Here is a 24372-nt window from a genome sequence, read left to right as displayed (position 1 = left end):
GCCACCGGCAGCTGCGGCCAGCCCTCGGCGGACTCCGGCAGCGCGCTGCGCTCCGGAGGGTCGGGCAGGGCGAACAGGGCCTCGCTGATGGCGGGCTCCCGTCAGAGGCCGGCGGCGGCGCGCAGCCGGTCCACGCGGTCCAGGCGCTCCCAGGTGAAGTCCGCGTCCTCACGGCCGAAGTGGCCGTTGGTGGCGGTCTTGCGGTAGATCGGCCGCAGCAGGTTCAGCTCGTTCACGATCGCCAGCGGGCGCAGGTCGAAGACCTCGTTCACGGCGTCGATGATCGTCGCCTCCGGGACCGTGTTGGTGCCGAAGGTGTCCACGTACAGGCCCACCGGGCGGGCGGATCCGATGGCGTAGGCGACCTGGAACTCGGCGCGGTCCGCCAGGCCTGCGGCCACCACGTTCTTGGCCACCCAGCGCATGGCGTAGGCGGCGGAGCGGTCCACCTTGGACGGGTCCTTGCCGGAGAAGGCGCCGCCGCCGTGGCGTGCCATGCCGCCGTAGGTGTCCACGATGATCTTGCGGCCGGTGAGGCCGGCGTCGCCGACGGGACCGCCGATGACGAACTTGCCGCCGGGGTTGATGATGATGCGGGTCGCAGAGACGTCCAGTCCCGCGGCCTCGATGACCGGACGCACCACGTGCTGCTCCACGTCCCGGCGCAGGGTCGGCTGGTCCACCACGTCATGGTGCTGGGTGGAGACCACGACGGCCTCGATGGTCTTCGGGCGGTGGTGCGCGTCGTAGCCGATGGTCACCTGCGTCTTGCCGTCCGGCAGCAGGTAGGGCATGGGCGAGTCCACCATCGTGCGCACCTCGGTCAGCCGTGCGGAGAGCCGGTGGGCCAGATAGATGGGCATCGGCATGAGCGTCGGCGTCTCGTTGGTGGCGTAGCCGAACATGATGCCCTGGTCCCCGGCGCCCTGCACGTCCACGGCGTCCGCGGAGCCGTACTCTCGGGTCTCAAGCGAGGTCATGACGCCGGTGTGGATATCCGAGGACTGCTGGCCGATGGAGATGTTGACTCCGCACTGGGCGCCGTCGAAGCCGTTGGCCGAGGAGTCGTAGCCGATGTCCAGGATCGTCTTGCGGACGATCTGCGGGATCTCGACGTAGGCGCTGGTGTTGACCTCTCCGGCCACCTGCACCAGTCCCGTGGTGGTCAGCGTCTCCACGGCGACCTTGGCGGACGGGTCCGCCGCGAGCAGGGCGTCCAGGATGGCGTCTGAGATCTGGTCGCAGATCTTGTCCGGATGACCGGCGGTCACAGACTCGGACGTGAACAGGCGCAGGTCGCCGCCGCCGACTCCGCGGTAGGGGGCGTGAGCAGACGTGGTGGAGGTCGAATCGGTCATGCGGACGATTCTAGTGTCCGCTGAGGACGCGCTAGAGCGCGAGCGTCATCTGCTCCACGACGAGCCGTGCGGCATCCGTCTTGTCCCCCGCGCGGGAGACCGGCTCGCGACCGTCGGCGAAGAGCACGGTCACCTCGGTCTCGTCCCTGCCGAAGACCCTGCCGGCGCCGACGTCGTTCACCACGAGCATCTCGCAGCCCTTGCGGGCGAGCTTGGCCTGCGCGTACTCGAGCACGGAGGACTCGCCGTCCCCGGTCTCCGCGGCGAAGCCGACGATCAGCCCCGGCATGTCCGCGCCCGCGGCGCGCTCGGCCACCGCGGTGGCCAGCACGTCCGGGGTGCGCTCCAGCACGAGGGTCGGCGAGGAGTCGTCTTCGCCCTTCTTGATCTTGGTCTCGGCCACGTCCACCGGCCGGAAGTCCGCCACGGCGGCGGCCATGACCAGCACGTCCGCGCCCGGGGCATGCTCCAGCACGGCCTCGAGCAGCTCCTGCGTGGACTCCACGTCCACGAGCTCGGCGCCGGCCGGTGGCTGTGCGGTCATGGCGGCGGCGATCAGGGTGACGTCGGCACCGGCGGCGAGGGCCTGCTCGGCGATGGCCACGGCCTGCTTGCCGGAGGACCGGTTGCCCAGGTAGCGCACCGGGTCCAGCGGTTCCCGGGTGCCGCCGCCGGTGATCACCACACGACGCCCGCTCAGGGGTCCCGACGACGGTCGGTCGCCTGGGATGCCCAGGGACCCTGGGGCGTCGGGAACGGTGGGGTCCGACGTGGCGACGGAGATGGCGGACGCCGGTGCCGTCGTCGCGCCCTCCTGGGTGACGGCACGGCCGCGGGAGAAGGCGGGGGCGTCCGCGGCGAGGGCCTGGGCTGCGGCCCAGATGTCCTCCGGCTCGGGCAGGCGACCGGGGCCGGAGTCCTTGCCGGTCAGCCGGCCGACGGCCGGTTCCAGCACGGTGACGCCGCGGCGGCGCAGGACGGCGACGTTCTCCTGGGTGGCCGGGTGCAGCCACATCTCCGTGTGCATCGCCGGGGCCACCAGGACCGGGCAGGTGGCGGTCAGCAGCACGTTGCCCAGCAGGTCCGGTGCCATGCCGACGGCGGTGCGTGCCAGCAGGTCCGCGGTGGCCGGTGCGACGACGACCAGCTCGGCCTCGCGTCCGAGGCGGACGTGACGGACCTGGTCGACGTCGTCGAAGGTGTCGGTGCTCACCGGGTGGCCGGAGAGCGCTTCCCAGGTGGCGCGGCCGACGAACTCCTCGGCATGGACGGTGGGCACCACGGTGACCTCATGTCCCGCCTCCGTCATGAGGCGCAGCAGTGAGGCCGACTTGTACGCGGCGATCCCACCGCCGACGCCGAGGACGATCCGCATGGGATCAGGCGTTCTCGGAGTCCTCGGAGGACTCCTCGGCGGTCTCGAGGTCCTCGGCGGCGCCGAACGGGTCCTCCTCACCGGGGAGGGTGAAGTCACCGAACTCCTCGGCGGCGAAGTCCACGGCGGCGGCCTCCTCGGTGGCCTCGCGGGAGACCAGCAGGTCCGACTCGATCTCGCGCAGGGCGATGGAGAGCGGCTTCTCGTTCAGCTCGGTGTCCACCAGCGGGCCGACGTACTCGAACAGGCCCTCGTGCAGCTGGGAGTAGTAGGCGTTGATCTGACGGGCGCGCTTCGCAGCGAAGAGCACCAGGGCGTACTTGGAGTCGACCCGCTCCAGCAGGGAGTCGAGGGGCGGGTTGACGATGCCGGCGTACTGATCGGTCACGGATTCTCCAGTCGTTGCGTGGCGTGGATGCGCGCGGGGCGCATGGGGTCTTCGGGGCGAGCCGGGGCGGTCCTGTCAGGGCGGGGCCCTCAGGCGCGCGGGTCCAGTCCCATCAGGCGGACCAGCTCCTTGGCGGCGCTCTCGACGCGGTCGTTGACCACGACGGCGTCGAACTCCGGCTCGGCGGCGAGCTCCAGTCTAGCGGTTTCGAGGCGGCGGCGCTGTTCCTCCGCCGACTCCGTGCCGCGGCCCGTCAGGCGGCTGACCAGCTCGTCCCAGCTCGGCGGGGACAGGAACACGAAGGTCGCCTCCGGCATCGCCTCCCGCACCTGGCGTGCGCCCTGGAGGTCGATCTCCAGCAGCACGTGCCGGCCGGCGTCCACCGCCTCCTGCACTCTGTCCCGGCGGGTGCCGTAGCGGTGCACCCCGTGGACCACCGCCCACTCGAGCATCTGGTCCCGCGCGACGAGGTCGTCGAACTCGTCCGCCGTGACGAAGAAGTAGTGGACGCCCTCCTCCTCGCCCGGCCGGGCGTCACGGGTGGTGGCGGACACCGAGAGCCACACCTGAGGGTAGTTGTCCCGGATGTAGGCGGAGACGGTGCCCTTGCCCACGGCGGTGGGGCCGGCCAGCACGGTCACTCCGGGGCCGGTCAGCGGATCCTTGCGGCTCGGCCGTGCGCCCGGGACGGCGGGCGGCGGGCCCATGGACGGGTTCTCGGTCACGGTGTGCTCCTTCGTGGCGTTGCGGCCGGTCGCCGCGGTTGCCGCTCCCCTGCCCCGACGGTGAGGGAGCGTCCGGCTCAGCGGCCGATGTAGGCGATGAGGGCCTCCCGCTGGCGACGGCCGACGCCCCTGAGGCGGCGCACCGGGGAGATGCCGCAGACCTCCATCACTCGCCGGGCCCGGATCTCACCGACGCCCGGCAGGGCCTGGATCAGGTCGACCGTGCGCAGGCGTCCGACGGCCGGATCCTCGTCCGCCCGGACGAAGACCTCCTGCAGACAGACCCTGCCCGCAGCGAAATCGCTCTTCAGCTCCGCGCGCTGCTGGCGGGCACGCAGCGCCTTCTGCCTGGCCTCGGCCCGCTCTTCCACGCTGAGTTCGCGCAGTGCCATGGAAAACCTCTCTCGATGCTGTGGCTGTGGCAGGTTCTTGCGGAACCTGAGAGCCACTGTAGTTCAGGTCAGACATCAGACCGATGTCGATGCGAAAAAGTATCACCGGGGACACGGACCGTCACGCACCGCCGCCTGTGCATGTCATCCCTGAAGGTCAGACAGGTTCGTGCGGAGTGCCTCCGCCAGCCCGGCGACGGTCGGCCCGGCCCTCAGGATGCCCCGGGAGCTCGTCGCCAGCACGGCAGGCCACGCGTCGGCGAAGCCGCTGCGCATGCCCTCGGCCGTCGCGCCCTGCGCCCCGTAGCCCGGTGCCAGCAGGGCACCGCGCACGGCGGACAGGTCGATGCCGAGCTCACGGGCCCGGTCCGCGACCGTCGCGCCGACCACCAGGCCGACCGGGCCCAGACGGTCCCCGCCTGCCCTGAGCGCGTTCTCCGCGGCCGCGGCGGCAACGATCCGGGCCGCCACGCTGCCGCCTGCGGCCCCCCGCGCGGCCTCTGCGGGCCGGGAGCCCGCCGAGGCGGGGGATGCAGACGGGGCGGCCGAGCCGTCATCGTGCCCCACGTGCTGGACGGAGGCGCCCTCCGGGTTCGAGGTGAGCGCCAGGACGAAGACGCCGCGGCCGGTTTCCGCCGCCAGGTCCAGGGCCGGACGCAGCGACTCGAAGCCCAGGAACGGGCTCAGGGTCACAGCGTCGGCGGCCAGCGCAGAGCCGTCGGCGAGCCAGGCGGCGGCATAGCCGGCCATGGTCGAGCCGATGTCCCCGCGCTTGGCGTCCGCAATGGTGAGGATCCCGGCCTCCCGGGCCTCGGCGAGCAGCCGTTCCAGCGCGGCCATGCCGGCAGAACCGTGGCGCTCGTAGAGCGCCACCTGCGGCTTCAGTGCGGCCACCAGCGGGGAACCGCCTCCGGCCGCAGCCTCCAACGCGGTCAGGGAGAACGCCTCGAGGCCGGCCGCCGTGTCGTCGAGCCCCCAGTCCTTCAGCAGGCCCGGGTGCGGGTCGATGCCCAGGCAGAGCGGACCGACGGACTCCATGGCCGCCGCCAGGCGGGCCCCGAACGGGACCCGCCCGGCGGTGCCGACGCGCCCGGTCGCCTCCGCGGTCATGACCGAGCCTCTGTGGCGGTGCGCTCCCCGGCCTGATCGTCCAGCGCGGCCTGCAGACGCGCCTCGTGCTCCTGCAGGGAGGTCACGGACCACTCGAACTGGCGCTGGGCCTCGATCGCCTGCAGGCAGGCCCCGAACTCGGCCGTGGTCGTGATCACCGGCACGCCGAGCGAGGTGGCCGCGGCACGGATCTCGTAGCCGTCGGTGCGGGCGTCGCCGCCGGAGGGCGTGTTCAGCACGAGATCGACGGTGCCGGCGTGCAGCTGCTCCAGCACGGTGCCCGCGCCGTCCTCGTGCCCGGCGTCGGCGATCTTCGCCACGACCTCCGCGGGGATGCCGTTGCGCCGCAGCACCTCGGCGGTGCCGCCGGTGGAGACCACCTGGAAGCCGAGGTCGACGAGGCGCTTGGCCTGGCCCACGAGGGTGCGCTTGTCCCGATTCGCGACCGACACGAACACGCGCCCCGAGGTGGGCAGCGGGCCGCCGGCGGCGGACTGGGACTTGGCGAACGCGGTGTCGAAGTGCTTGTCGATGCCCATGACCTCGCCCGTCGAGCGCATCTCCGGGCCCAGCAGCGAGTCGACCACGCGGCCCTCCGCGGTGCGGAAGCGGGTGAACGGCAGCACGGCCTCCTTGACCGCCACCGGCGCGCCGATCGGCAGGGTGCCGCCGTCGTAGCGGGACGGCAGCACGCCGGCAGCGCGCAGATCGGCGATGGTGCGGCCCACGCCGATCAGCGCGGCCGCCTTGGCCAGCTGCACGCCGGTCGCCTTGGAGACGAACGGCACGGTGCGGGAGGCGCGCGGGTTCGCCTCGATCACGTACAGCACATCCGAGGCGAGGGCGAACTGGATGTTGATCAGGCCGCGCACGCCCACACCGGCGGCGATCTGCTCCGTGGCGGTGCGCACGCGATCCAGCACGTCCGGGCCGAGGGTCACCGGCGGGAGCACGCAGGCGGAGTCGCCGGAGTGGATGCCGGCCTCCTCGATGTGCTCCATGATGCCGCCGAGGTACAGCTCGCTGCCGTCGTAGAGGGCGTCCACGTCGATCTCGATCGCGTCCTCGAGGAAGCGGTCCACCAGCATCGGCTGGTCCGGGGTGATCTCGGTGGCGTGCTCCACGTAGGAGGCCAGCGCCTCCTCGGTGTACACGATCTCCATGCCACGGCCGCCCAGCACGTAGGACGGGCGCACCAGGACCGGGTAGCCGATCGCGTCGGCCACGCGCTTGGCGTCCTCGAAGGACACGGCGGTGCCGTTCTTCGGGGCGATCAGACCCGCGTTGTCCAGCACGCGGGCGAACTCGCCGCGGTGCTCGGCCAGGTCGATCGCCTCCGGCGAGGTGCCGAGGATCGGCACGCCGGCGTCCGCGAGCTCCTGGGCCAGCTTCAGCGGGGTCTGGCCGCCGAGCTGCACGAAGACGCCCAGCACGCCGCCGGAGGCCTCCTCGGCCGCGATGACCTCGAGGACGTCCTCGAGGGTGAGCGGCTCGAAGTACAGGCGGTCCGAGATGTCGTAGTCCGTGGACACCGTCTCCGGGTTGCAGTTGACCATGACGGTCTCGTAGCCGGCTTCCCGCAGGGCCATGGTGGCGTGCACGCAGGAGTAGTCGAACTCGATGCCCTGGCCGATCCGGTTCGGACCGGAGCCGAGGATGATCACGGACTTGGACTCGTGGGGCTCCACCTCGGTCTCCAGGTCATAGCTGGAGTAGCGGTACGGGGTGAAGGCCTCGAACTCGGCGGCGCAGGTGTCCACGGTCTTGTAGACCGGGCGGACGCCGAGGGCGTGGCGGACGCCGCGGACCACGGCCGGGTCCATGTGCCGCAGCTGACCGATCTGGGCGTCGGAGAAGCCGTGGCGCTTGGCGCGGTGCAGCAGCTGCGCGGTGAGCTGGTCGGCCGTGCGGACCTCGTCCGCGATCTCGTTGATCAGCATGAACTGGTCCAGGAACCACGGATCGATCGCGGTGGCCTCGAACGCCTGCTCCAGGGTGGCCCCGGCGTAGAGGGCCTGCTGGGTCTGGGCCAGGCGCTCGGTGGTCGCGGTGCGGGCGGCGGCCAGCAGGGCGTGCGGGTCCGCCTCCTGATCGAACGACAGCTCGGTGCCCTTCTGCTCCAGGGAGCGCAGCGCCTTCTGCAGGGCCTCGGTGAAGTTGCGGCCGATCGCCATGGCCTCGCCCACCGACTTCATGGTGGTGGTCAGGGTCGGATCCGCGGCCGGGAACTTCTCGAACGCGAAGCGCGGAACCTTCACCACCACGTAGTCGAGCACGGGTTCGAAGGAGGCCGGGGTCTTGCGGGTGATGTCGTTCGGGATCTCGTCCATGGTGTAGCCCAGGGCGAGCTTCGTGGCGATCTTGGCGATCGCGAAGCCGGTCGCCTTCGAGGCCAGGGCGGACGAGCGGGAGACGCGCGGGTTCATCTCGATGACCACCACGCGGCCGTCCTCCGGGTTCACCGCGAACTGGATGTTGCAGCCGCCGGTGTCCACCCCGACCTCGCGGATCACGTTGATCGCGATGTCGCGGAGCCTCTGGTATTCGCGGTCGGTCAGGGTCATCGCCGGGGCGACGGTGATGGAGTCGCCGGTGTGCACGCCCACCGGGTCCACGTTCTCGATGGAGCAGACCACCACGACGTTGTCGTTGCGGTCGCGCATCATCTCGAGCTCGTACTCCTTCCAGCCGAGGATGGACTCCTCCAGGAGCACCTCGGAGGTCGGCGAGTACTGCAGGCCTGCGCCGCAGATCCGGTGCAGGTCGGCCTCGTCGTAGGCCATGCCGGAGCCGAGGCCGCCCATGGTGAAGGACGGGCGGACCACCACCGGGTAGCCGAGCTCCTTCACGGCCTGAAGGGCCTCGCCCATGGTGTGGACGATCGCGGAGCGGGCGGACTCGCCCCCGGAGCGCTCCACCACGCCCTTGAACTTCTCGCGGTTCTCTCCCAGTTCGATGGCGTCGATGTTCGCGCCGATGAGCTCGACGCCGAACTTCTCCAGCACGCCGTCCTTGTCCAGGGCGATGGCCGTGTTGAGGGCGGTCTGCCCGCCGAGGGTCGGCAGCACCGCGTCCGGGCGCTCCTTCTCGATGATCTTCGCGACCACCTCAGGGGTGATCGGCTCGACGTAGGTGGCGTCGGCCAGCTCCGGGTCGGTCATGATCGTCGCCGGGTTCGAGTTCACGAGGACGACGCGGACGCCCTCCTCCTTGAGCACGCGGATGGCCTGGGTGCCGGAGTAGTCGAACTCGGCCGCCTGGCCGATGACGATCGGTCCGGAGCCGATGACCAGGACGGAGTTCAGGTCGGTGCGCTTGGGCATGGGTCAGGCTCCTTCGGCGGTGCGGGCGGAACGGGAGTCGCGGTGCTCGGTGAGCAGGGCGACGAAGCGGTCGAACAGGCCGAGCGAGTCGCGCGGACCGGCGGTGGCCTCGGGGTGGAACTGGACGGAGAAGGCCGGGCGGTCCAGCAGGCGCAGCCCCTCCACGACGTCGTCGTTGAGCGACCAGTGGGAGACCTCCACGCGGCCGTAGCGGGACTCGGGGGCCTCGACGGCCTCGCCGCGCGGGGCGTCCACGGCGAAGCCGTGGTTCTGGGAGGTGATCTCGACGCGGCCGGTCTCCTTGACCATGACCGGCTGGTTCGGGCCGCGGTGGCCGAACGGCAGCTTGTAGGTGCCGAAGCCCAGGGCGCGGCCGAAGATCTGGTTGCCGAAGCAGATGCCGAAGAACGGCAGGCCGGCATCCAGGACCTCGCGGAGTGTCTGAACCTGGCGGTCCGCGGTGGCCGGGTCACCCGGACCGTTCGAGAGGAACACCCCGTCCGGGTCCACGGCCTGGATGGCCGCGAAGTCGGCGGTGGCCGGCAGCACGTGCACCTCGACGCCCCGGGCGGCGAGGTGGCGCGGCGTGGCCGCCTTCATGCCCAGGTCGAGGGCCGCGATGCGGGCGACCGGCTCGCCGGCCCAGCCGTGCTCGGCCGGGGGCACGACGTAGGCCTCGGCGGCGGAGACGGTCTCGGCGAGGGACTGGCCCTTCATGGACGGCTGGGAGCGGACCTGTTCCAGCAGCTCGGCGACCGGGCGCTCGGCCTGCTCGCCGGAGAACACGCCGGCCTTCATGGAGCCCTCGGTCCGGAGGGTGCGCGTGATCGCGCGGGTGTCCACGTCCTGGATGCCGACGATGCCCTGTGCCTTCAGCTCCTCGTCGAGGGAGCGCTCGGAGCGCCAGTTCGAGGGGCGGCGGGCGGCGTCGCGGACGACGTAGCCGGCGACCCAGATCGCGCGGGATTCCCTGTCCTGCGCATTGACGCCGGTGTTGCCGATGTGCGGTGCGGTCTGCACCACGATCTGGCCGGCGTAGGACGGGTCGGTCAGGGTCTCCTGGTAACCGGTCATGCCGGTGGTGAACACGGCCTCTCCCAGGGTGGCGCCGCGGGCGCCGTAGGCGCGGCCGCGATGGACTGTGCCGTCCTCGAGCACGAGCAGCGCGGGGTCGGTGGTGGGGCTCATCGGGCGTCCTCCTGTGCGGCACCGGTGGTGGCGGTGCGGTCGATGATGGTCTGCAGGGCGTCCAGCAGGGCGTGGCGGTCCTGCGGGTCGCGGGGTCGGAAGGCGGTGGTGACCTCGGTGCCCCCGAGGTCCCAGGTGAAGGCGACCAGTCCGTCCGGTTCGACGAACTTGCCGACCATGCCGCCGGTGGTGCCGCACTCGCGGAGCGCGGCGGCGGGCACGAACACGTTCTCCACCCGCGGGCGGAGCACCACAGCGCCGGCGTGCTCTCCGAGGGTGTGCACCTCCAGGCGCGCGTCGGAGCGGATGCCGAGGTCATGGGCGGCGACGCGGTCGAGGCGGTCCTGACCCAGCACCGTGCCCACGTACATGCCCTGGGCTCCGGCGGCGGGCTCGACCTCGTAGAGTGCGGCGGGCACGGCTTCCGGAGCGGCGATGCCCGACTGGCGGCGCTTGCGTGCGGTCCACCCCCACAGGAGCAGTCCGACCAGGACGACGATGACCCCGAGGGTCCAGGCGATGATCGAGACGTAGTGCTCGGAGTAGTCCTTGAGCGGGGAGGCCGGCGGCACGGGGCGCACGCCCGAGGCCAGCAGCACGGCCTGGCCGGCCGCGAGGGTCGTCGGGCTCACCGGGCCTCCTCCACCGGGGCGTGGCGGAACGGCTCCGCGAGGACGCCGTCGGCCACCACGCGGCGGCCGCGGTAGAAGGTGTGCACCGTGCGGCCGGGCAGTTCGCGGCCCTCATAGGGGCTGTTGCGGGACTTGGTGGTGTGCGTGGCGGGGTCCACGACGCAGCGCACGGCCGGGTCCCAGAGGAGCAGGTTGGCCACGGAGCCGACGACCGGGGTGCCGTCCTCCTCCACGTTGCCCTGGTCCTCCAGGCCGGCGATGCGCGCCGGGGTCGCGGACATGACGCGGGCGACGCCGGCCCAGTCCATCAGGCCGGTCTCCACCATGGCCTCCTGCACCACGGGCAGGGCGGTCTCGAGCCCGGTCATGCCCATGGCCGCCACGGTCCACTCGCACTGCTTCGTCTCGGCGGTGTGCGGGGCGTGGTCGGTGCCCACGGTGTCGATGGTGCCGTCCGCCAGCGCGGCCCGCAGGGCGTGCACGTCCTCGTCACGGCGCAGCGGCGGGTTGACCTTGAACACCGGGTTGTAGGAACGGACGAGCTCCTCGGTGAGCAGCAGGTGGTGCGGGGTGACCTCGGCGGTGACGTCGATGCCGCGCTCCTTGGCCCAGCGGATGATCTCCACGGAGCCGGCCGTGGACACATGGCAGATGTGCAGACGGGACTCCACATGCTGGGCGAGCAGCACGTCGCGGGCGATGATCGCCTCCTCGGCGACGGCGGGCCAGCCGGCCAGGCCGAGGACGCCGGAGAGCTCGGACTCGTTCATCTGGGCACCGGCGGTGAGCGTCGGCTCCTGGGCGTGCTGTGCCACGAAGCCGCCGAAGGCCTTCACGTACTCGAGCGCGCGGCGCATCAGCACGGCGTCGTGCACGCACATGCCGTCGTCGGAGAACATGCGCACCTTCGCCTGGGAGTCCGCCATGGCACCGAGGTCGGCCAGGGACTGGCCGGCGAGCCCGACCGTGACGGCGCCGACCGGGTGCACGTCGCACCAGCCGGAGGCGCGGCCGAGGCGCCAGACCTGTTCCACCACGCCGGCGGTGTCCGCGGTCGGGGTGGAGTTCGCCATGGCGTGGACGGAGGTGAAGCCGCCCATGGCGGCGGCGCGGGTGCCGGTCTCCACGGTCTCCGCGTCCTCCTTGCCGGGCTGGCGCAGGTGGGTGTGCAGGTCGACGAGGCCCGGCAGCAGGACCAGGCCGGCGCAGTCGATCGTCTCGACGTCCCGGGACTGGTCGGCGGCGCAGGAGTCCACGGCGGCCACGCGGCCGTCGGCGACGAGCACATCGGCGCTCCCGCCGTTCGGGAGGGTGGCGCCGCGCAGCAGGACGGGGGCGTCGGTGGTGGTGGCGGTCATGCTCAGGCCTCCGGGTCGTTGTTCAGGACGAGGTGCAGGACGGCCATGCGGATGGAGACGCCGTTGGCCACCTGCTCGAGGACGGTGTTGTGCGGCGAGTCCGCGGCGGCGTCGCAGATCTCCAGGCCCCGGTTCATCGGGCCGGGGTGCATCACCACGGGCTGCTGCAGCACCTGTCCGCCACGGGAGTCCAGCAGGGCGAACCGCTCTGCCGTCAGACCCCAGGAGCGGGTGTACTCCCCTGCGGACGGGAAGAAGGCACCGCCCATGCGCTCCGCCTGGACGCGCAGCATCATGACGGCGTCCGGCCGCTCGGCGAGGGCCTCGTCGAGGGAGTAGGTGACACGGCAGGGCCAGCTGCCCACACCCACCGGAAGCAGGGTCGGCGGGGCGGCGACCACCACGTCCGCGCCGAGGGTGTGCAGCAGCCAGACGTTGGAGCGGGCGACGCGGGAGTGGAGGATGTCCCCCACGATCACCACGCGCATGCCGGTCAGATCCGTGCCGGTGGAGTCCACCCCGCGCGAGCCGGCGAGGCGGCGGCGCAGGGTGAAGGCGTCCAGGAGGGCCTGGGTCGGATGGGCGTGGGTGCCGTCGCCGGCGTTGACCACGGCGGCGTCCACCCAGCCGGACTCGGCGAGCTGCTGGGCGGCGCCGGAGGACCAGTGGCGCATGACGATCGCGTCCGCGCCGATCGCGGCCAGGGTCTGCACGGTGTCCTTCAGGGACTCGCCCTTGGACACCGAGGAGCCCTTCGCGGAGAAGTTGATGACGTCCGCGGAGAGGCGTTTGGCGGCGGCCTCGAAGGAGATGCGGGTGCGGGTGGAGTCCTCGAGGAAGAGGTTCACCACGGTGCGGCCGCGCAGGGACGGAAGCTTCTTGACCTCGCGCTCGTTGACGGCCGCCATCTCCTCGGCGGTGTCCAGGATGGCCAGGGCGTCCTCGTGGCTGAGGTCCACGGTGGAGAGCAGGTGGCGCACGGCTCAGGCCTCCTTCTCGGCGTCGGTGATGACCACGGCGTCCTCGACGTCCGTTCCGTCCGTCTCGGACAGGACCACGTGCACGCGCTCGGCGGTGGAGGTCGGGAGGTTCTTGCCCACGAAGTCGGCGCGGATGGGCAGCTCGCGGTGGCCGCGGTCCACGAGGGTGGCCAGGCGCACGGCCGCGGGACGGCCCAGGTCGGCGACGGCGTCCAGGGCGGCACGGACGGTGCGGCCGGAGAACAGCACGTCGTCGACGAGCACGACGACGGCGCCGTCCAGGCCACGGTCGGGGACCCGGGTCGGTGCAGGGGTGCGGGACGTGGAGCGGCGCAGGTCGTCGCGGTAGAGGGTCACGTCGAGCTGGCCGACGGAGGCGGCGGCGTCGAAGGACGGGTCGATGCGGGCGACGATCTCGCCGAGGCGCTGCGCCAGCGGCACGCCACGGCTGGGGATGCCCAACAGGATCAGGTCCTGGGCGCCGCGGTTGGACTCCAGGATCTCGTGGGCGATGCGCGTGAGCACGCGCTGGATGTCCGCTCCGGACAGCACGGTCCGGGCGGCTCGGGCTCGGTCAGAGCGAGGTGCGGTGGGATCTGCTCCCATGCCGGCGCCTCCTTCCCCGCCTCACGGGACGGACGTTAAAGGATGCGATCGTGCCCGGTCTGCCGGGCGTGCGGGCCGCTCGGCCCACAGGCCGTAGCGCGCGGTTCCCACCCTACCAACACCGAGGGCCCGCAGACCTGCTCTGTGACAGGCTCCGGACCCTCGGGCGTGTGGGGTGCGTCTCAGGCGAGCAGGGTCGGCTTGACCTGCTGGAGCCGGCCGAGGAGGCCGTTCACGAACTCCGGGGACTCGTCGGTGGACAGCTGCTGGGCGAGGGTGACGGCCTCGGCGACGGCGACGCCGTCCGGGACCTCGTCGTTGAACAGCAGTTCCCATGCCCCGACGCGCAGGATCACGCGGTCGACGGCGGGCATGCGGTCCAGGGACCAGCCGCGCGAGTAGGAGGTCAGGGCCTCGTCGAGGCGCTCCTGCTCGGTGATCACGCCGTCGATCACCTGCTGGGCGTACGCGTTGACGCGCAGGTCGGTGTGGTCGACGCGGGCACGGATGCCCTCGTCCGGGGTCGTGCCGCGCTGCTCCGCCTCGAAGAGGATCTCGACGGCGCGCAGGCGGGACCGGCTGCGCGCCGTCCCGCCGCGCCTGGCGGAGGAGGCGGACTCAGTCATTGACGCGGCCCAGGTAGTCGCCGGTGCGGGTGTCGACCTTGATCTTGGTGCCCTGCTCCACGAACAGCGGGACCTGGACCTCGGCGCCGGTCTCCACAGTGGCGGGCTTGGTGCCGGCGTTGGAGCGGTCGCCCTGCAGGCCCGGCTCGGTGTAGGTGATCTCCAGGACCACGGAGGCCGGCATCTCGAGGTACAGCGGGCTGCCCTCGTTCATGGCGATGGTGACCTTGGCGTTCTCGAGGAGGTACTTGGCGGCGTCGCCCACGACGGCCTCGGAGACCGGGATCTGGTCGTAGGTCTTCACGTCCATGAAGACGTAGTCCTCGCCGTCCTGGTACAGGTACTCGTAGTCCGAGCGGTCCACGGTGGCGAGCTCGACCTTGGCGCCGGCGTTGAACGTCTTGTCCACGGTCTTGCCGGTGGTGATGTTCTTCAGCTTGGTGCGCACGAACGCGCCGCCCTTGCCCGGCTTGACGTGCTGGAACTCGATGACGTTCCAGAGCTGGCCCTCGAGCTTGAGGACGGCGCCGTTCTTGATGTCGCTGGTGCTTGCCACGTTCTCTCTCCCACGGTCGTGACGCGCGGCGGTGAGCGCACGCGCGAGTGGATACGGTTTCTTGTCGGATGTGCGCCCGCCAGTCTACGGCAGGCCCGGGATCACTCGGCGATCTCCTGGTAGGCCGCGAACAGCAGCGAGGCGTCCGGGACATCCACGGTGGACGGCTGGCCGATGCCGTCCAGCAGGACGAAGCGCAGCCGGTCTCCGCGGTTCTTCTTGTCGCGCTGGATGCCCTCGAGGAGGGTCTGCCAGCGGTCGCCGCGGTAGGACACCGGCAGGCCGAGGGACTGGAGCACGGACCAGTGGCGGTCCGCGGTCGCGTCGTCGATGCGGCCCAGGGAGCGGGCGAGCTCGGCGGCGAAGACCATGCCCACGGACACGGCGGCCCCGTGGCGCCACTGGTAGCGCTCGGCCAGCTCGATGGCGTGTGCCAGGGTGTGGCCGTAGTTGAGGGCCTCGCGGCGGCCGGTCTCCTTGAGGTCGTCGGTGACGATCTGGGCCTTGACGGCGATCGCACGCTCGATGAGCTCCCGCAGGACGGCGGAGTGGGGGTTCTGCGCCTTCTCCGGGTCGGCCTCGATGAGCTCGAGGATGGTCGGGTCTGCGATGAAGCCGCACTTGACCACCTCGGCGAGGCCGGAGATCAGCTCGTTGGCCGGCAGGGTCAGCAGGGTGTCCAGGTCCGCGAGCACGCCGGCCGGCGGGTGGAAGGAGCCCACGAGGTTCTTGCCCTCGGCCGTGTTGATGCCGGTCTTGCCTCCCACGGCGGCGTCGACCATGCCGAGCAGGGTGGTCGGCATGTGCACCACGCGCACACCGCGCAGCCAGGTGGCGGCCACGAAGCCGGCCAGGTCGGAGACGGCTCCGCCGCCCACGGAGACGATCGCGTCCGAGCGGGTGAAGTTGTTCTGGCCCAGGACCGTCCAGCAGAAGCCTGCGACCTGGAGGTGCTTGCCCTCCTCGGCGTCCGGGATCTCTGCGGTGAGGGCGGTGAGGCCCGCGGCCTCGAGGTCGTTCTTGACCACGTCGCCGGTGGCGCGCAGGGCGCGGGGGTGGATGATCAGCACCCGCTGGACGTGGGGGCCCAGCATGGCGGGCAGGCGGCCGAGCAGGCCGCGGCCGACGACCACGTCGTAGCCTCCGCGGGCAGCGGCTGCGGCGCCTCCGGAGACGGGGATGACCGTGGCCTCGCCGGTCCCCGGGTCGGGGGCGCCCACCGGGTCGGTCGGGTCGGCGGAGACCGCGTCGGCGCGGGTCTGCTCGTGCTCCTGGGGGCGTTCGGTCATCGGCGTCGGTCACTCCTTGTTTCGGCGGCGGACCGACTCCACGATACGCCAGGCGACGTCCTGGGAGCTCAGGCCCGTGGTGTCGATGGTCACGTCCGCGACCTCGCGGTAGAGGTGGTCGCGCTCGTTGCGCAGCCGCTCCCAGTTCCCCTTCGGGTCGCCCTTGAGCGCCGGACGGCCATGGCCGCCGCGCACCCTGCGCAGGGCGTCGGACGGGGCCACGTCCAGGTGGACCACGTGGTCGTCCGACTCCTTCAGGCGCCGCCGGGTGGCGGCGCTGAGCACCGCGCCCCCGCCGCAGGAGAGCACGAACGGACGGTGGCGGCTGAGCAGGTGTTCCATGACCTGCTCCTCGGCACGGCGGAAGGCGGGTTCGCCGTGCTCGACGAAGAACTCCGGGATGGGCCCGTGCGCCTGGGTGAAGACGGCGTCCGCGTCCAGGTGCGCACACCCCACGAGCCGCGCCAGCTCCCGGCCGACGGTGGACTTGCCGCATCCCATGGGGCCGACCAGCACGATCCGCCGCCGCAGCCGCCAGCGCCAGAGCCAGGCCGAGGGCACGCGGAGCCGCTCGAGCTCGCGTTCGACGGCCTGCACCGTCCGGCGCCAGGCCTGGCCGCCGGGGGTGGTGGGGCTCACGGCAGCGGGTCCCCCATGGGGGTGTGGGACGCCTCGCCGGTCGGCTCCGGCAGCGGGGTGAGCGAGGCGGTGAAGGCCTCGAGGTTCCGCCTGGTCTCCGGCAGCGAGTCACCGCCGAACTTCTCCATCACGGCGTCGGCCAGGACAAGGGCCACCATGGCCTCGGCGACGATGCCCGCGGCGGGCACGGCGGCCACGTCGGAGCGCTGATGGTGGGCGGTGGTGTCCTCCCCGGTGGCCACGTCCACGGTGCCCAGGGCGCGCGGGACGGTGGCGATCGGCTTCATGGCGGCGCGCACGCGCAGCACCTCGCCGGTGGACATGCCGGCCTCGATGCCCCCGGCACGGTCGGTGGCGCGGCGGGGCCGGCCGTCCGCGCCACGGACGATGGCGTCGTGGGCGTCGCTGCCGCGCCGGGCAGCCGTGTCGAAGCCGTCACCGACCTCCACGCCCTTGATGGCCTGGATCCCCATGAGGGCACCGGCCAGACGCGCGTCGAGGCGGCGGTCCCAGTGCACGTGGGAGCCGAGGCCGATGGGGGCACCGTAGGCGAGCACCTCGACCACGCCGCCGAGGGTCTCGCCCTCCTTGCGGGCCGCGTCGACCTCGGCGACCATCGCTGCGGAGGTCTCCGGGTCGGTGCAGCGCACCGGATCCTCGTCCAGACGGGCTTCGTCCTCGGGGAGCGGGACGTCGGCGTCGGCCGGCAGGCTCACCCCACCGAAGGCGGCAGTGTGGGACACGATCCGCACCCCGAGCTCGGCGAGCAGGCTCCGGGCGGCGGTGCCGAGGGCGACGCGGGCGGCGGTCTCGCGGGCCGACGCTCGCTCGAGCAGCGGACGGGCCTCGTCGAAGCCGTACTTCTGCATGCCGGTGAGGTCGGCATGGCCGGGGCGCGGGCGGGTGAGCTTCGCAGCGCGGGCGAGGCCCTCCAGGTCGGACTCGTCCACCGGGTCGGCGGACATGACCTTCTCCCACTTGGGCCACTCGGTGTTGCCCACCTGGATCGCGACCGGGGAGCCGAGGGTGAGGCCGTGGCGGACGCCGCCGAGCAGCGTCACCACGTCCTGCTCGAACGTCATGCGTGCGCCGCGCCCATAGCCGAGGCGTCGCCGCGCGAGGGCGTCCTGGACGTCCTTCGTGGTCAGGGGGACGCCTGCGGGCAGCCCTTCGATGATTCCGGTCAGGGCGGGTCCATGCGATTCACCCGCGGTCAGCCAACGCACCATGCCCGGCAGTCTCTCACGCCTGCTCCACGACGACGGCCCCTCGCCCCGCGCATGTCCACTCTCCGAACTTGCCGGTCCAGGATGTGGTCCCCTCTGGGCCGGGGGCCGTCACCAGGGCCGGGGCCGTCGCCAGGGCCGACTCCGGCTCCCGGTTCGGCACGCCCGGATCAGTGGCGCGGCGGCAGGCCGACGGCCCGTGCCATCACGTCCGTCACCTCGGCCCAGTCTGCCCGCTCCACGCGTTCGCGCAGGGCAGGCTCGGCTCCCTGGGCCACCGCTGCCGCGGCGAACAGGCGCACCTGCTCGACTGCCTGGTAGAGCAGCATCTCCACGCCGGACACCACCGCGCCTCCGGCGTCCTGCCAGGCGCCGGCGATCGCCGAGGGCCACGGGTCGTAGGCCGCGTCCAGCAGGGGCGGCAGCCCGGCGGCGTCGCCGCGGACCGTCCCGTCCGCCGCTGCCGGGACATGACCGTCACGATGGGCCGAGGCCAGCTGCTCGGCCAGGGGGTCGGCGGCCCTCGGCGGCAGCGTGCACACCACGGCGGCCAGGCCCGGCGCGGCCGCGGCCAGCTCGTCCAGGCCGCGCACCTGTGCCTGCATCCCGCACTCCCGCGCCAGCGCCACCAGCGGCGCGGCACGCTCGGCGCTGCGGACGAACAGGTCGATCCGGCCGGCCTTCAGCACGGAGGCGGCCAGCACGGCGGCCGAGGCCGTGCCGCCGTTGCCGACGACGCCGACCGTCTCTGCGCCGGTCAGCGGGCGCAGGCCGGCGAAGCGCAGGGCGCCCACGATCCCCTCGACGTCGGTGTTGTGGGCCCACGGCCCCACCTCGTCGGCCTGGTGCGCGGCTCCGTTCCCGTTCCCCCTCACGGTATCGCCGAGGCCCTGGTGCCCGTGGTCCGGATGCCCCCACACCAGCGTGTTCGCAGCGCCGAGCAGCCGCACCCGCGCCGACCGGCTCGTCGCGGCGGCGGCCGCGGCCTGCTTGTGCGGCATGGTCACGGACAGGCCGACGTACCCGTCACGGCAGGCGGCCAGGAAGCCGTCGAGCTCCTCCGGCGCCAGGTCCTGCCGCCCGTAGTCGATCGGCAGGCCCAGGTGGGCGTAGGCGGCACGGTGCAGCTGTGGGGACAGCGAGTGGTCGATCGGTCTGCCGATCACGGCGGCGTGGCGATGCATGGCGTCCTCTCCCCCAAGCGCCTGCGGTCCTGTCCCCGTCGGTCGGAGGCGGGCCGGGGCGCGTCGGGCGGGTCAGCAGATGTCCGGGTTCTCGCGGCAGTAGGCCCGGTACTCGTCCTGGTACTTCTGGTGTTCGGCGTAGGTCTTGGCGAACTTGGTCTCGCCCGTGGAGATGTCCACGGTGACCCAGTAGTAGTAGTCGTTCTCCTTCGGCTTCGCCGCCGCGTCGATGGCCTTCAGGGACGGGGCACCGATCGGTCCCGGGGGCAGGCCCTTGTGTACGTAGGTGTTGTACTCGTTGGACTTGTCGCGGCGCTCGGCGGAGGAGAACTGCAGGCGCCGCTCGCCCAGGCCGTAGATGACGGTCGCGTCGATCTGCAGCAGACCGTCGGTCTCGCGGTTGTCAGGCTTCAGACGGTTCTCGATGATGCCGGCCACCATGGGGTAGTCGTCCGGGAGCGCCTCGGCCTCCACGATCGAGGCGATCGTGACGGTGCGGAACTGCTCGTCCGGGTCCGTGACCCCCATCTTCTCCAGCTCCGCGAAGGTCGGGTCGATCAGCGCGCGGACCATGTCCTCGGCGGAATCCTTCAGCGGCAGGCGGTACTCGCCCGAGGCCAGGTAGCCCTCGACCGTCGTCGCTTGCTCGGGCAGCCCGTACTTCTGGGGGTCGGAGACGGCCTCGGCGAACTCGGCGCGGTCGTGGGGCGTCGCGGCGGCCAGGGAGTCGAGGACCTCCTGCAGGCGCTCGCCCCGGTTGACCGCCACGTAGGCGACGGCCCCGCGGCCGGCGCCCTGGAGCGACTCCACCGCGTCCTCGGCGGTCATCTGCTCCTGCATGTCGTACTCGCCCGGCTGGATGTGCTTGCCCGGGGACATCTCGGCGGCTTGTCTGAACGCCTCAGCCGAGGCCACGATCCCGGCCTCCTCGAGGCGCCGGCCGATGAGGATCGCGCCTTCGCCGTCGTTCACGGTGAAGGTGACCGTGTCCCCGCTGGTGCGCGGGTAGTCCGCGGCGTCGCCGGGCAGCAGGCCGCCGATGACACGGGAGAGGATCGAGCCGATCACCAGGACCAGCACGCCGATGACGATGATGCCTCGGATCCGGCGCCGCCGGCGGAGGCGTCGTCGTTCGGCGGCCACGGGGTCCTCTTCCGTTTCACCCTGCGCGTCCTCGCGGTCGTCCTGGGCGCCGAGCAGGGACCAGCCGGCGTCGTCCGGGTCCACCTCGCGCGGCTCCTCGCCGGGGGCATACAGCTCCTCGTCACGACGACGGCCCGCACCTGAGGTGCGCCGGTCGCCGGAGCCGGCGGCAGGGGCGCCGTCGGAGTCGTCCGTCGGCCCGGGCGAGACGCCCTGCCCGGCAGGGCGGCCGTCGTGGGGAGGGCCGGAGGCGCCGGCGGACGCGGCAGGGTCCTGACCGGCCTGACCGGCGGCATGGTCTTCCGGAGACGGCGCCGCGGGACCGTCCGGGTGCACGGGGGCGGCCTCCGTGCTGCGAGCCGGCTCGCCCGGCAGGCGAAAGGTGTCGACCAGGTCGTCGTCCGGGACGCTCGACGGCAGGCTCTCGAACGGGCCCTGATGCGGGTCGGCCTCCGGGGGCGTCTCGTCTCCGGGGCGGGTCACTGGGTCTCCTTCCGGATGACGTCGTCGACGGGGTCGCCGGCCCACGCGCCGGTCCGACGCTGCGTGTCCACGGCAGCCTGCAGGATGGCCACGGCCGCGGCCTGGTCGATCACCTCACGGCTGTCCTTGACGGAGCGCCCCGAGGCCTGCAGCCCGCGCTGCGCCGTCACTGTGGACATGCGCTCGTCCACGAGGCGGACGACGGCGCCCGAGCCGGCCTCGGCCAAGGCCTCGGCGAGCCGGGACGCGTAGGCCACGGCGTCCTCGGTGGACGGGGTCCACTGCCCCTGCAGGTTCAGCGGCAGACCGACGTAGACGGCCACCGCCTCCGCCTCGAGGGCCTCCTGCACGGCCAGCCGCACGTCCGAGCCCTTCTTCGCGTCGCGCCGCAGGGTGCGCAGCGGGGTGGCGATCAGCCCGTCTGGGTCCGCGGACGCCAGGCCGACGCGGGCGCGCCCGACGTCGACGCCGAGGGTGCGCCCGCGGCGCACGGCGTCGGTGCCGATGTCCGGCTGCTGCTCGGTCATCACGCGGAGCGGACCGCCTCGGCCACGGCCCGCAGGGCCTCGTCGACCTTGGCGGCGTCCTGACCGCCGCCCTGGGCGACGTCGTCCTTGCCGCCGCCTCCGCCGCCGAGCACGCCGGTGGCGACCTTGACCATGGCACCGGCCTTCAGGCCCGCCGCGCGGGCGGCCTCGTTGGTGGCGGCCACGATGAGCGGACGTCCCTTGGCCTCGGCGGTCATGGCGACGAGCACCGGGGTGCCCGCGGCGTTGCCGGCGGCGGACTCCAGTCGCGTGCGCAGGTCCAGCACGAGCGAGCGCAGCTGGCCGCCGTCCACGGCACCGGCGTGGTGGGCGAGCACCGTGACGGCAGTGCCGCCGGCGGTGGTCACCTCCTGCGCCTCGGCCACGAGCCGGCCGGCCTCGGCCTGCAGCTGCGCGGCCTTGAGCTCGGCGATCTGCCGCTCGGCGGCCTTGAGCTTCTCCATGGTCGCGCCGATGCGGTCCTTGAGCTGGTCGGCCGGAGCCTTGAACATCTCGGACAGGTCCGAGACGAGGGTGCGCTCGGCGGCCAGGTGTCGGAACGCGTCCAGGCCCACGAGGGCCTCCACGCGGCGGTTGCCCGAGCCCACGGACTGCTCGCCGAGCAGGGTCAGGGCGCCGATCTCCGCGGTGCGGTTCACATGGGTGCCGCCGCAGAGCTCACGGGAGAAGTCGCCGTTGATCTCGACCACGCGGACGCGGTCGCCGTACTTCTCGCCGAACAGGGACAGGGCGCCCATGGCCTTGGCCTCGTCCAGGGACATCTCCTTGGTCAGGACGGTGTGGTTGTCCCGGATGGCGACGTTGGCGAGGTCCTCGATCTCCGAGCGGGCCATCGGGGAGACGGCCTCGGACCAGCGGAAGTCGAAGCGCAGGTACCCCTCCTTGTTGAAGGAGCCGGACTGCGTGGCCTCCCTGCCGAGGATCTCGTGCAGGGCGGCGTGCACGATGTGCGTGCCGGTGTGCGCCTTCTCGGCGTCCAGGCGGCGCTGCACGTCGATGGATCCGAGGGCGGCGGCCCCGGCGGAGACCTCGCCCTGCCTGACGCGGACGCGATGCACGGACAGGCCCTTCACCGGGGCCTGGACGTCCAGGACGTCCAGCTCGAAGCCGTCGCCGGTGATGACGCCGCGGTCCGCGGCCTGGCCGCCGGCCTCCGCGTAGAACGGGGTGGCGTCGAGCACCAGGTCCAGCTCCTGGCCGGCGGAGGCGGACTGCACGGAGGCGCCGTCCGCGATCAGGCCGCGGATGACAGACTCGGTGGCGAACTCGGTGTACCCGGTGAAGTGCGTCTGCCCCTGGCCGCGCAGCTGCTGGTACACCTCGGTGTTCGCATGGCCGGACTTCTTGGACTTGGCGTCCGCACGGGCGCGGTCGCGCTGCTGTTGCATGAGCGCGCGGAATCCGGCCTCGTCCACCTCGACGCCGGCCTCAGCGGCCATCTCGAGGGTCAGCTCGATCGGGAAGCCGTAGGTGTCGTGCAGTTCGAAGGCGTCCCTGCCGGCCAGACCGTGCCCCTCGGACTTCGCGGTGGAGACCGCGGCGTCCAGGCGCGCAGTGCCGGCGGCGATGGTGCGGGAGAAGGTTTTCTCCTCGTTGAACGCCACGCGGCGGATGCGGTCCCACTGCTCGGCGACCACCGGGTAGGTGCCGGCCATCGCGTCACGGGAGACGGGCAGCAGCTCCGGCAGCACCGGGTCCGTCACCCCCATCAGGCGCATGGCGCGGATGACGCGGCGGATCAGCCGGCGCAGCACGTAGCCGCGGCCCTCGTTGCCCGGGGTGACACCGTCCGAGATGAGCATCAGCGAGGAGCGCACGTGGTCGGCGATCATGCGCAGGCGCACGTCGTCGTCGTAGTGCGGGTCCTTCGGGTCCTCGGTGGAGGTGTACTCCACGCCGGCCAGCTCGGCGGCGCGGTCCAGGACCGGGCGCACCTGGTCCGTCTCGTACATGTTCTCCACGCCCTGCAGGAGCATGGCGAGGCGCTCGAGGCCGAGGCCGGTGTCGATGTTCTTGTGCTGCAGCTCGCCGGCGATGTCGAAGTCGTCCTTGGAGCGGACCGCGGAGAGGCGGTACTGCATGAACACGAGGTTCCAGATCTCCAGGTAGCGGGTGTCGTCCGCCGCCGGGCCTCCCTCGACGCCGTACTCGGGGCCGCGGTCGAAGTAGATCTCGGAGCACGGGCCGCCCGGGCCGGGCTGGCCGGTGTTCCAGTAGTTGTCCTCCTCGCCCATGCGCTGGATGCGCTCGGGCGGCAGCCCCACCACGTCCTGCCAGATCTGCGCGGTCTCGTCGTCGTCGTTGTAGACGGTCACCCACAGACGGTCCGGGTCCAGGCCGTAGCCGCCCTCCTCCTGCGGGGTGGTGAGCAGCTCCCAGGCCATCGGGATGGCCTTCTCCTTGAAGTAGTCGCCGAAGGAGAAGTTGCCGCACATCTGGAAGAAGGTCCCGTGGCGGACGGTCTTGCCGACCTCCTCGATGTCCGCGGTGCGGATGCACTTCTGGACGGACACGGCGCGCTCGTACGGCGGCGTCTGCTCGCCCAGGAAATAGGGGATGAAGGGCACCATGCCGGCCACCGTGAACAGCAGGGACGGGTCCGGGGACACCAGGGAGGAGGACGGGACCACGGTGTGGCCCTTCTTCTCGAAGAAGTCCAGCCAGCGCTGGGCGATGTCCTGGGTCTTCATGCGGTGTGCTCCTCGGAGGTGGTCTGCGGGGTCGTGGTGGTCTCGTGCCCGGTCGCGGCGCCCTGCGCGGCGGCGGATCCGGCGGCGCCCTGCCCGGGGGCGCCGGTGCCCGCGGCGGACGGGGCGTCCACGGTCTCGCCGCTGATGGTCTGGCGGCCCTGGGTGCCGAGGCGGTCGGAGACGGTCCTCCAGGCGGGGACCTCCTCGCGCAGCTGGGCGGCGAAGCCACGGACGCCCTCGGCGAGCAGGGTGGCGGTGGCGGCCCCGGCGTTGCGGCCGAGAGTGGACGGATGGAGGGTGGTGCGCAGCGTCTCCTCGGCCTTGACGGCCGCGGCGTCGCGGCCCCTGCCCAGGGCCATGTGGCCGATCCAGCCTGCGGCGGCACCGGCGCCGAGCATCAGCACCTGCTTGATCATCGCTGCCCACCTTCTGCCCCGCTGCACGGGCGCTCGTCGATCTGGGACACGGTCCTGGACGACTTTACCGCCGGTCAGCGGCAGAACGCCGCAGAATCCCCGGGCCTGGCCCCGAGATTCCGCACACAGCGGACGGG

Annotated in this window: 22 protein-coding genes; all 22 read right to left on the bottom strand. The window is 72.3% G+C overall.

All coding sequences use genetic code 11. The annotated features are described in order from the left end of the window. Window positions 1-101: 101 nt before the first annotated feature. Window positions 102-1358 carry a methionine adenosyltransferase gene (gene metK, locus FM125_RS01175; protein WP_087133383.1) on the bottom strand — a complete coding sequence of 419 codons (1257 nt, stop codon included), beginning with the start codon at window positions 1356-1358 and terminating at the stop codon, window positions 102-104. 31 nt (window positions 1359-1389) lie between these two features. After that, window positions 1390-2733 (bottom strand): bifunctional phosphopantothenoylcysteine decarboxylase/phosphopantothenate synthase, encoded by a 1344-nt coding sequence (locus FM125_RS01170; RefSeq protein ID WP_087133382.1) that lies wholly within the window; start codon window positions 2731-2733, stop codon window positions 1390-1392. A 4-nt stretch (window positions 2734-2737) separates the two neighbouring features. Continuing rightward, on the bottom strand, window positions 2738-3121 hold the full coding sequence (rpoZ, locus tag FM125_RS01165) for a DNA-directed RNA polymerase subunit omega (RefSeq protein WP_087133381.1): 384 nt from the start codon (window positions 3119-3121) through the stop codon (window positions 2738-2740). 89 nt (window positions 3122-3210) lie between these two features. Further along, window positions 3211-3828 (bottom strand): guanylate kinase, encoded by a 618-nt coding sequence (gmk, locus tag FM125_RS01160; protein ID WP_087133392.1) that lies wholly within the window; start codon window positions 3826-3828, stop codon window positions 3211-3213. Between the two features lie 95 nt (window positions 3829-3923). Further along, on the bottom strand, window positions 3924-4238 hold the full coding sequence (gene mihF, locus FM125_RS01155; protein ID WP_087133380.1) for an integration host factor, actinobacterial type: 315 nt from the start codon (window positions 4236-4238) through the stop codon (window positions 3924-3926). Between the two features lie 144 nt (window positions 4239-4382). Continuing rightward, complete coding sequence (pyrF, locus tag FM125_RS01150; protein WP_087133379.1) at window positions 4383-5348, bottom strand: orotidine-5'-phosphate decarboxylase; 966 nt, start codon at window positions 5346-5348, stop codon at window positions 4383-4385. Next, window positions 5345-8671: a carbamoyl-phosphate synthase large subunit gene (carB, locus tag FM125_RS01145; RefSeq protein WP_087133378.1), complete on the bottom strand. Its 3327-nt coding sequence runs from the start codon at window positions 8669-8671 to the stop codon at window positions 5345-5347. The genes pyrF and carB overlap by 4 nt, the downstream gene beginning before the upstream one ends. A 3-nt stretch (window positions 8672-8674) precedes the next feature. After that, a complete protein-coding gene (gene carA / locus FM125_RS01140) occupies window positions 8675-9859 on the bottom strand; it encodes a glutamine-hydrolyzing carbamoyl-phosphate synthase small subunit (protein WP_087133377.1) in 1185 nt (394 codons plus the stop codon). Beyond that, entirely contained in the window at window positions 9856-10491 is a 636-nt protein-coding gene (locus FM125_RS01135) for a PH-like domain-containing protein (RefSeq protein WP_227718811.1), read from the bottom strand. The genes carA and FM125_RS01135 overlap by 4 nt, the downstream gene beginning before the upstream one ends. Next, a complete protein-coding gene (locus FM125_RS01130) occupies window positions 10488-11849 on the bottom strand; it encodes a dihydroorotase (protein WP_067189472.1) in 1362 nt (453 codons plus the stop codon). Before FM125_RS01130 ends, FM125_RS01135 begins: the two co-directional genes overlap by 4 nt. A gap of 2 nt (window positions 11850-11851) precedes the next feature. Then, complete coding sequence (locus tag FM125_RS01125; RefSeq protein ID WP_087133376.1) at window positions 11852-12829, bottom strand: aspartate carbamoyltransferase catalytic subunit; 978 nt, start codon at window positions 12827-12829, stop codon at window positions 11852-11854. Window positions 12830-12832: 3 nt separating this feature from the next. Continuing rightward, window positions 12833-13435 carry a bifunctional pyr operon transcriptional regulator/uracil phosphoribosyltransferase PyrR gene (gene pyrR / locus FM125_RS01120; RefSeq protein WP_067189468.1) on the bottom strand — a complete coding sequence of 201 codons (603 nt, stop codon included), beginning with the start codon at window positions 13433-13435 and terminating at the stop codon, window positions 12833-12835. Window positions 13436-13617: 182 nt separating this feature from the next. Next, a complete protein-coding gene (nusB, locus tag FM125_RS01115; RefSeq protein WP_067189466.1) occupies window positions 13618-14061 on the bottom strand; it encodes a transcription antitermination factor NusB in 444 nt (147 codons plus the stop codon). Next, the gene (efp, locus tag FM125_RS01110; protein WP_067189464.1) at window positions 14054-14617 is read right to left on the bottom strand and encodes an elongation factor P; all 564 of its coding nucleotides are present in this window, start codon (window positions 14615-14617) and stop codon (window positions 14054-14056) included. Before efp ends, nusB begins: the two co-directional genes overlap by 8 nt. A gap of 101 nt (window positions 14618-14718) precedes the next feature. After that, window positions 14719-15906: a 3-dehydroquinate synthase gene (aroB, locus tag FM125_RS01105; protein WP_083315294.1), complete on the bottom strand. Its 1188-nt coding sequence runs from the start codon at window positions 15904-15906 to the stop codon at window positions 14719-14721. 9 nt (window positions 15907-15915) lie between these two features. Continuing rightward, window positions 15916-16545, bottom strand: a complete 630-nt coding sequence (locus FM125_RS01100) for a shikimate kinase (protein WP_227718812.1) — start codon at window positions 16543-16545, stop codon at window positions 15916-15918. Then, entirely contained in the window at window positions 16542-17774 is a 1233-nt protein-coding gene (gene aroC / locus FM125_RS01095) for a chorismate synthase (RefSeq protein WP_087133375.1), read from the bottom strand. Before aroC ends, FM125_RS01100 begins: the two co-directional genes overlap by 4 nt. Before the next feature lie 167 nt (window positions 17775-17941). Further along, window positions 17942-18955 carry a shikimate dehydrogenase family protein gene (locus FM125_RS01090; RefSeq protein WP_087133374.1) on the bottom strand — a complete coding sequence of 338 codons (1014 nt, stop codon included), beginning with the start codon at window positions 18953-18955 and terminating at the stop codon, window positions 17942-17944. Window positions 18956-19027: 72 nt separating this feature from the next. Next, window positions 19028-20581 (bottom strand): endolytic transglycosylase MltG, encoded by a 1554-nt coding sequence (gene mltG, locus FM125_RS01085; RefSeq protein WP_087133373.1) that lies wholly within the window; start codon window positions 20579-20581, stop codon window positions 19028-19030. Further along, window positions 20578-21108, bottom strand: a complete 531-nt coding sequence (ruvX, locus tag FM125_RS01080; protein ID WP_087133372.1) for a Holliday junction resolvase RuvX — start codon at window positions 21106-21108, stop codon at window positions 20578-20580. The genes mltG and ruvX overlap by 4 nt, the downstream gene beginning before the upstream one ends. Then, the gene (gene alaS, locus FM125_RS01075) at window positions 21108-23819 is read right to left on the bottom strand and encodes an alanine--tRNA ligase (RefSeq protein ID WP_087133371.1); all 2712 of its coding nucleotides are present in this window, start codon (window positions 23817-23819) and stop codon (window positions 21108-21110) included. The genes ruvX and alaS overlap by 1 nt, the downstream gene beginning before the upstream one ends. Continuing rightward, window positions 23816-24235: a hypothetical protein gene (locus FM125_RS01070; protein ID WP_070639094.1), complete on the bottom strand. Its 420-nt coding sequence runs from the start codon at window positions 24233-24235 to the stop codon at window positions 23816-23818. The genes alaS and FM125_RS01070 overlap by 4 nt, the downstream gene beginning before the upstream one ends. Between the last annotated feature and the right edge of the window lie 137 nt (window positions 24236-24372).

The sequence above is a fragment of the Micrococcus lylae genome, from assembly GCF_900163825.1.
Lineage (GTDB): Bacteria > Actinomycetota > Actinomycetes > Actinomycetales > Micrococcaceae > Micrococcus > Micrococcus lylae.
This window is presented reverse-complemented; position numbering and strand designations above follow the sequence as displayed.

Bases quoted from the DNA above. Each gene is read 5' to 3' on its own strand.
- pyrF (WP_087133379.1), bottom strand. From the start codon at position 5,348: ATGACCGCGGAGGCGACCGGGCGCGTCGGCACCGCCGGGCGGGTCCCG.
- pyrR (WP_067189468.1), bottom strand. From the start codon at position 13,435: ATGGGAGCAGATCCCACCGCACCTCGCTCTGACCGAGCCCGAGCCGCC.
- mihF (WP_087133380.1), bottom strand. From the start codon at position 4,238: ATGGCACTGCGCGAACTCAGCGTGGAAGAGCGGGCCGAGGCCAGGCAG.
- alaS (WP_087133371.1), bottom strand. From the start codon at position 23,819: ATGAAGACCCAGGACATCGCCCAGCGCTGGCTGGACTTCTTCGAGAAG.
- metK (WP_087133383.1), bottom strand. From the start codon at position 1,358: ATGACCGATTCGACCTCCACCACGTCTGCTCACGCCCCCTACCGCGGA.
- FM125_RS01170 (WP_087133382.1), bottom strand. From the start codon at position 2,733: ATGCGGATCGTCCTCGGCGTCGGCGGTGGGATCGCCGCGTACAAGTCG.
- gmk (WP_087133392.1), bottom strand. From the start codon at position 3,828: ATGGGCCCGCCGCCCGCCGTCCCGGGCGCACGGCCGAGCCGCAAGGAT.
- FM125_RS01090 (WP_087133374.1), bottom strand. From the start codon at position 18,955: ATGCATCGCCACGCCGCCGTGATCGGCAGACCGATCGACCACTCGCTG.
- FM125_RS01070 (WP_070639094.1), bottom strand. From the start codon at position 24,235: ATGATCAAGCAGGTGCTGATGCTCGGCGCCGGTGCCGCCGCAGGCTGG.
- aroC (WP_087133375.1), bottom strand. From the start codon at position 17,774: ATGGTGCGTTGGCTGACCGCGGGTGAATCGCATGGACCCGCCCTGACC.
- nusB (WP_067189466.1), bottom strand. From the start codon at position 14,061: ATGACTGAGTCCGCCTCCTCCGCCAGGCGCGGCGGGACGGCGCGCAGC.
- aroB (WP_083315294.1), bottom strand. From the start codon at position 15,906: ATGACCGAACGCCCCCAGGAGCACGAGCAGACCCGCGCCGACGCGGTC.
- carB (WP_087133378.1), bottom strand. From the start codon at position 8,671: ATGCCCAAGCGCACCGACCTGAACTCCGTCCTGGTCATCGGCTCCGGA.
- carA (WP_087133377.1), bottom strand. From the start codon at position 9,859: ATGAGCCCCACCACCGACCCCGCGCTGCTCGTGCTCGAGGACGGCACA.
- FM125_RS01130 (WP_067189472.1), bottom strand. From the start codon at position 11,849: ATGACCGCCACCACCACCGACGCCCCCGTCCTGCTGCGCGGCGCCACC.
- ruvX (WP_087133372.1), bottom strand. From the start codon at position 21,108: ATGACCGAGCAGCAGCCGGACATCGGCACCGACGCCGTGCGCCGCGGG.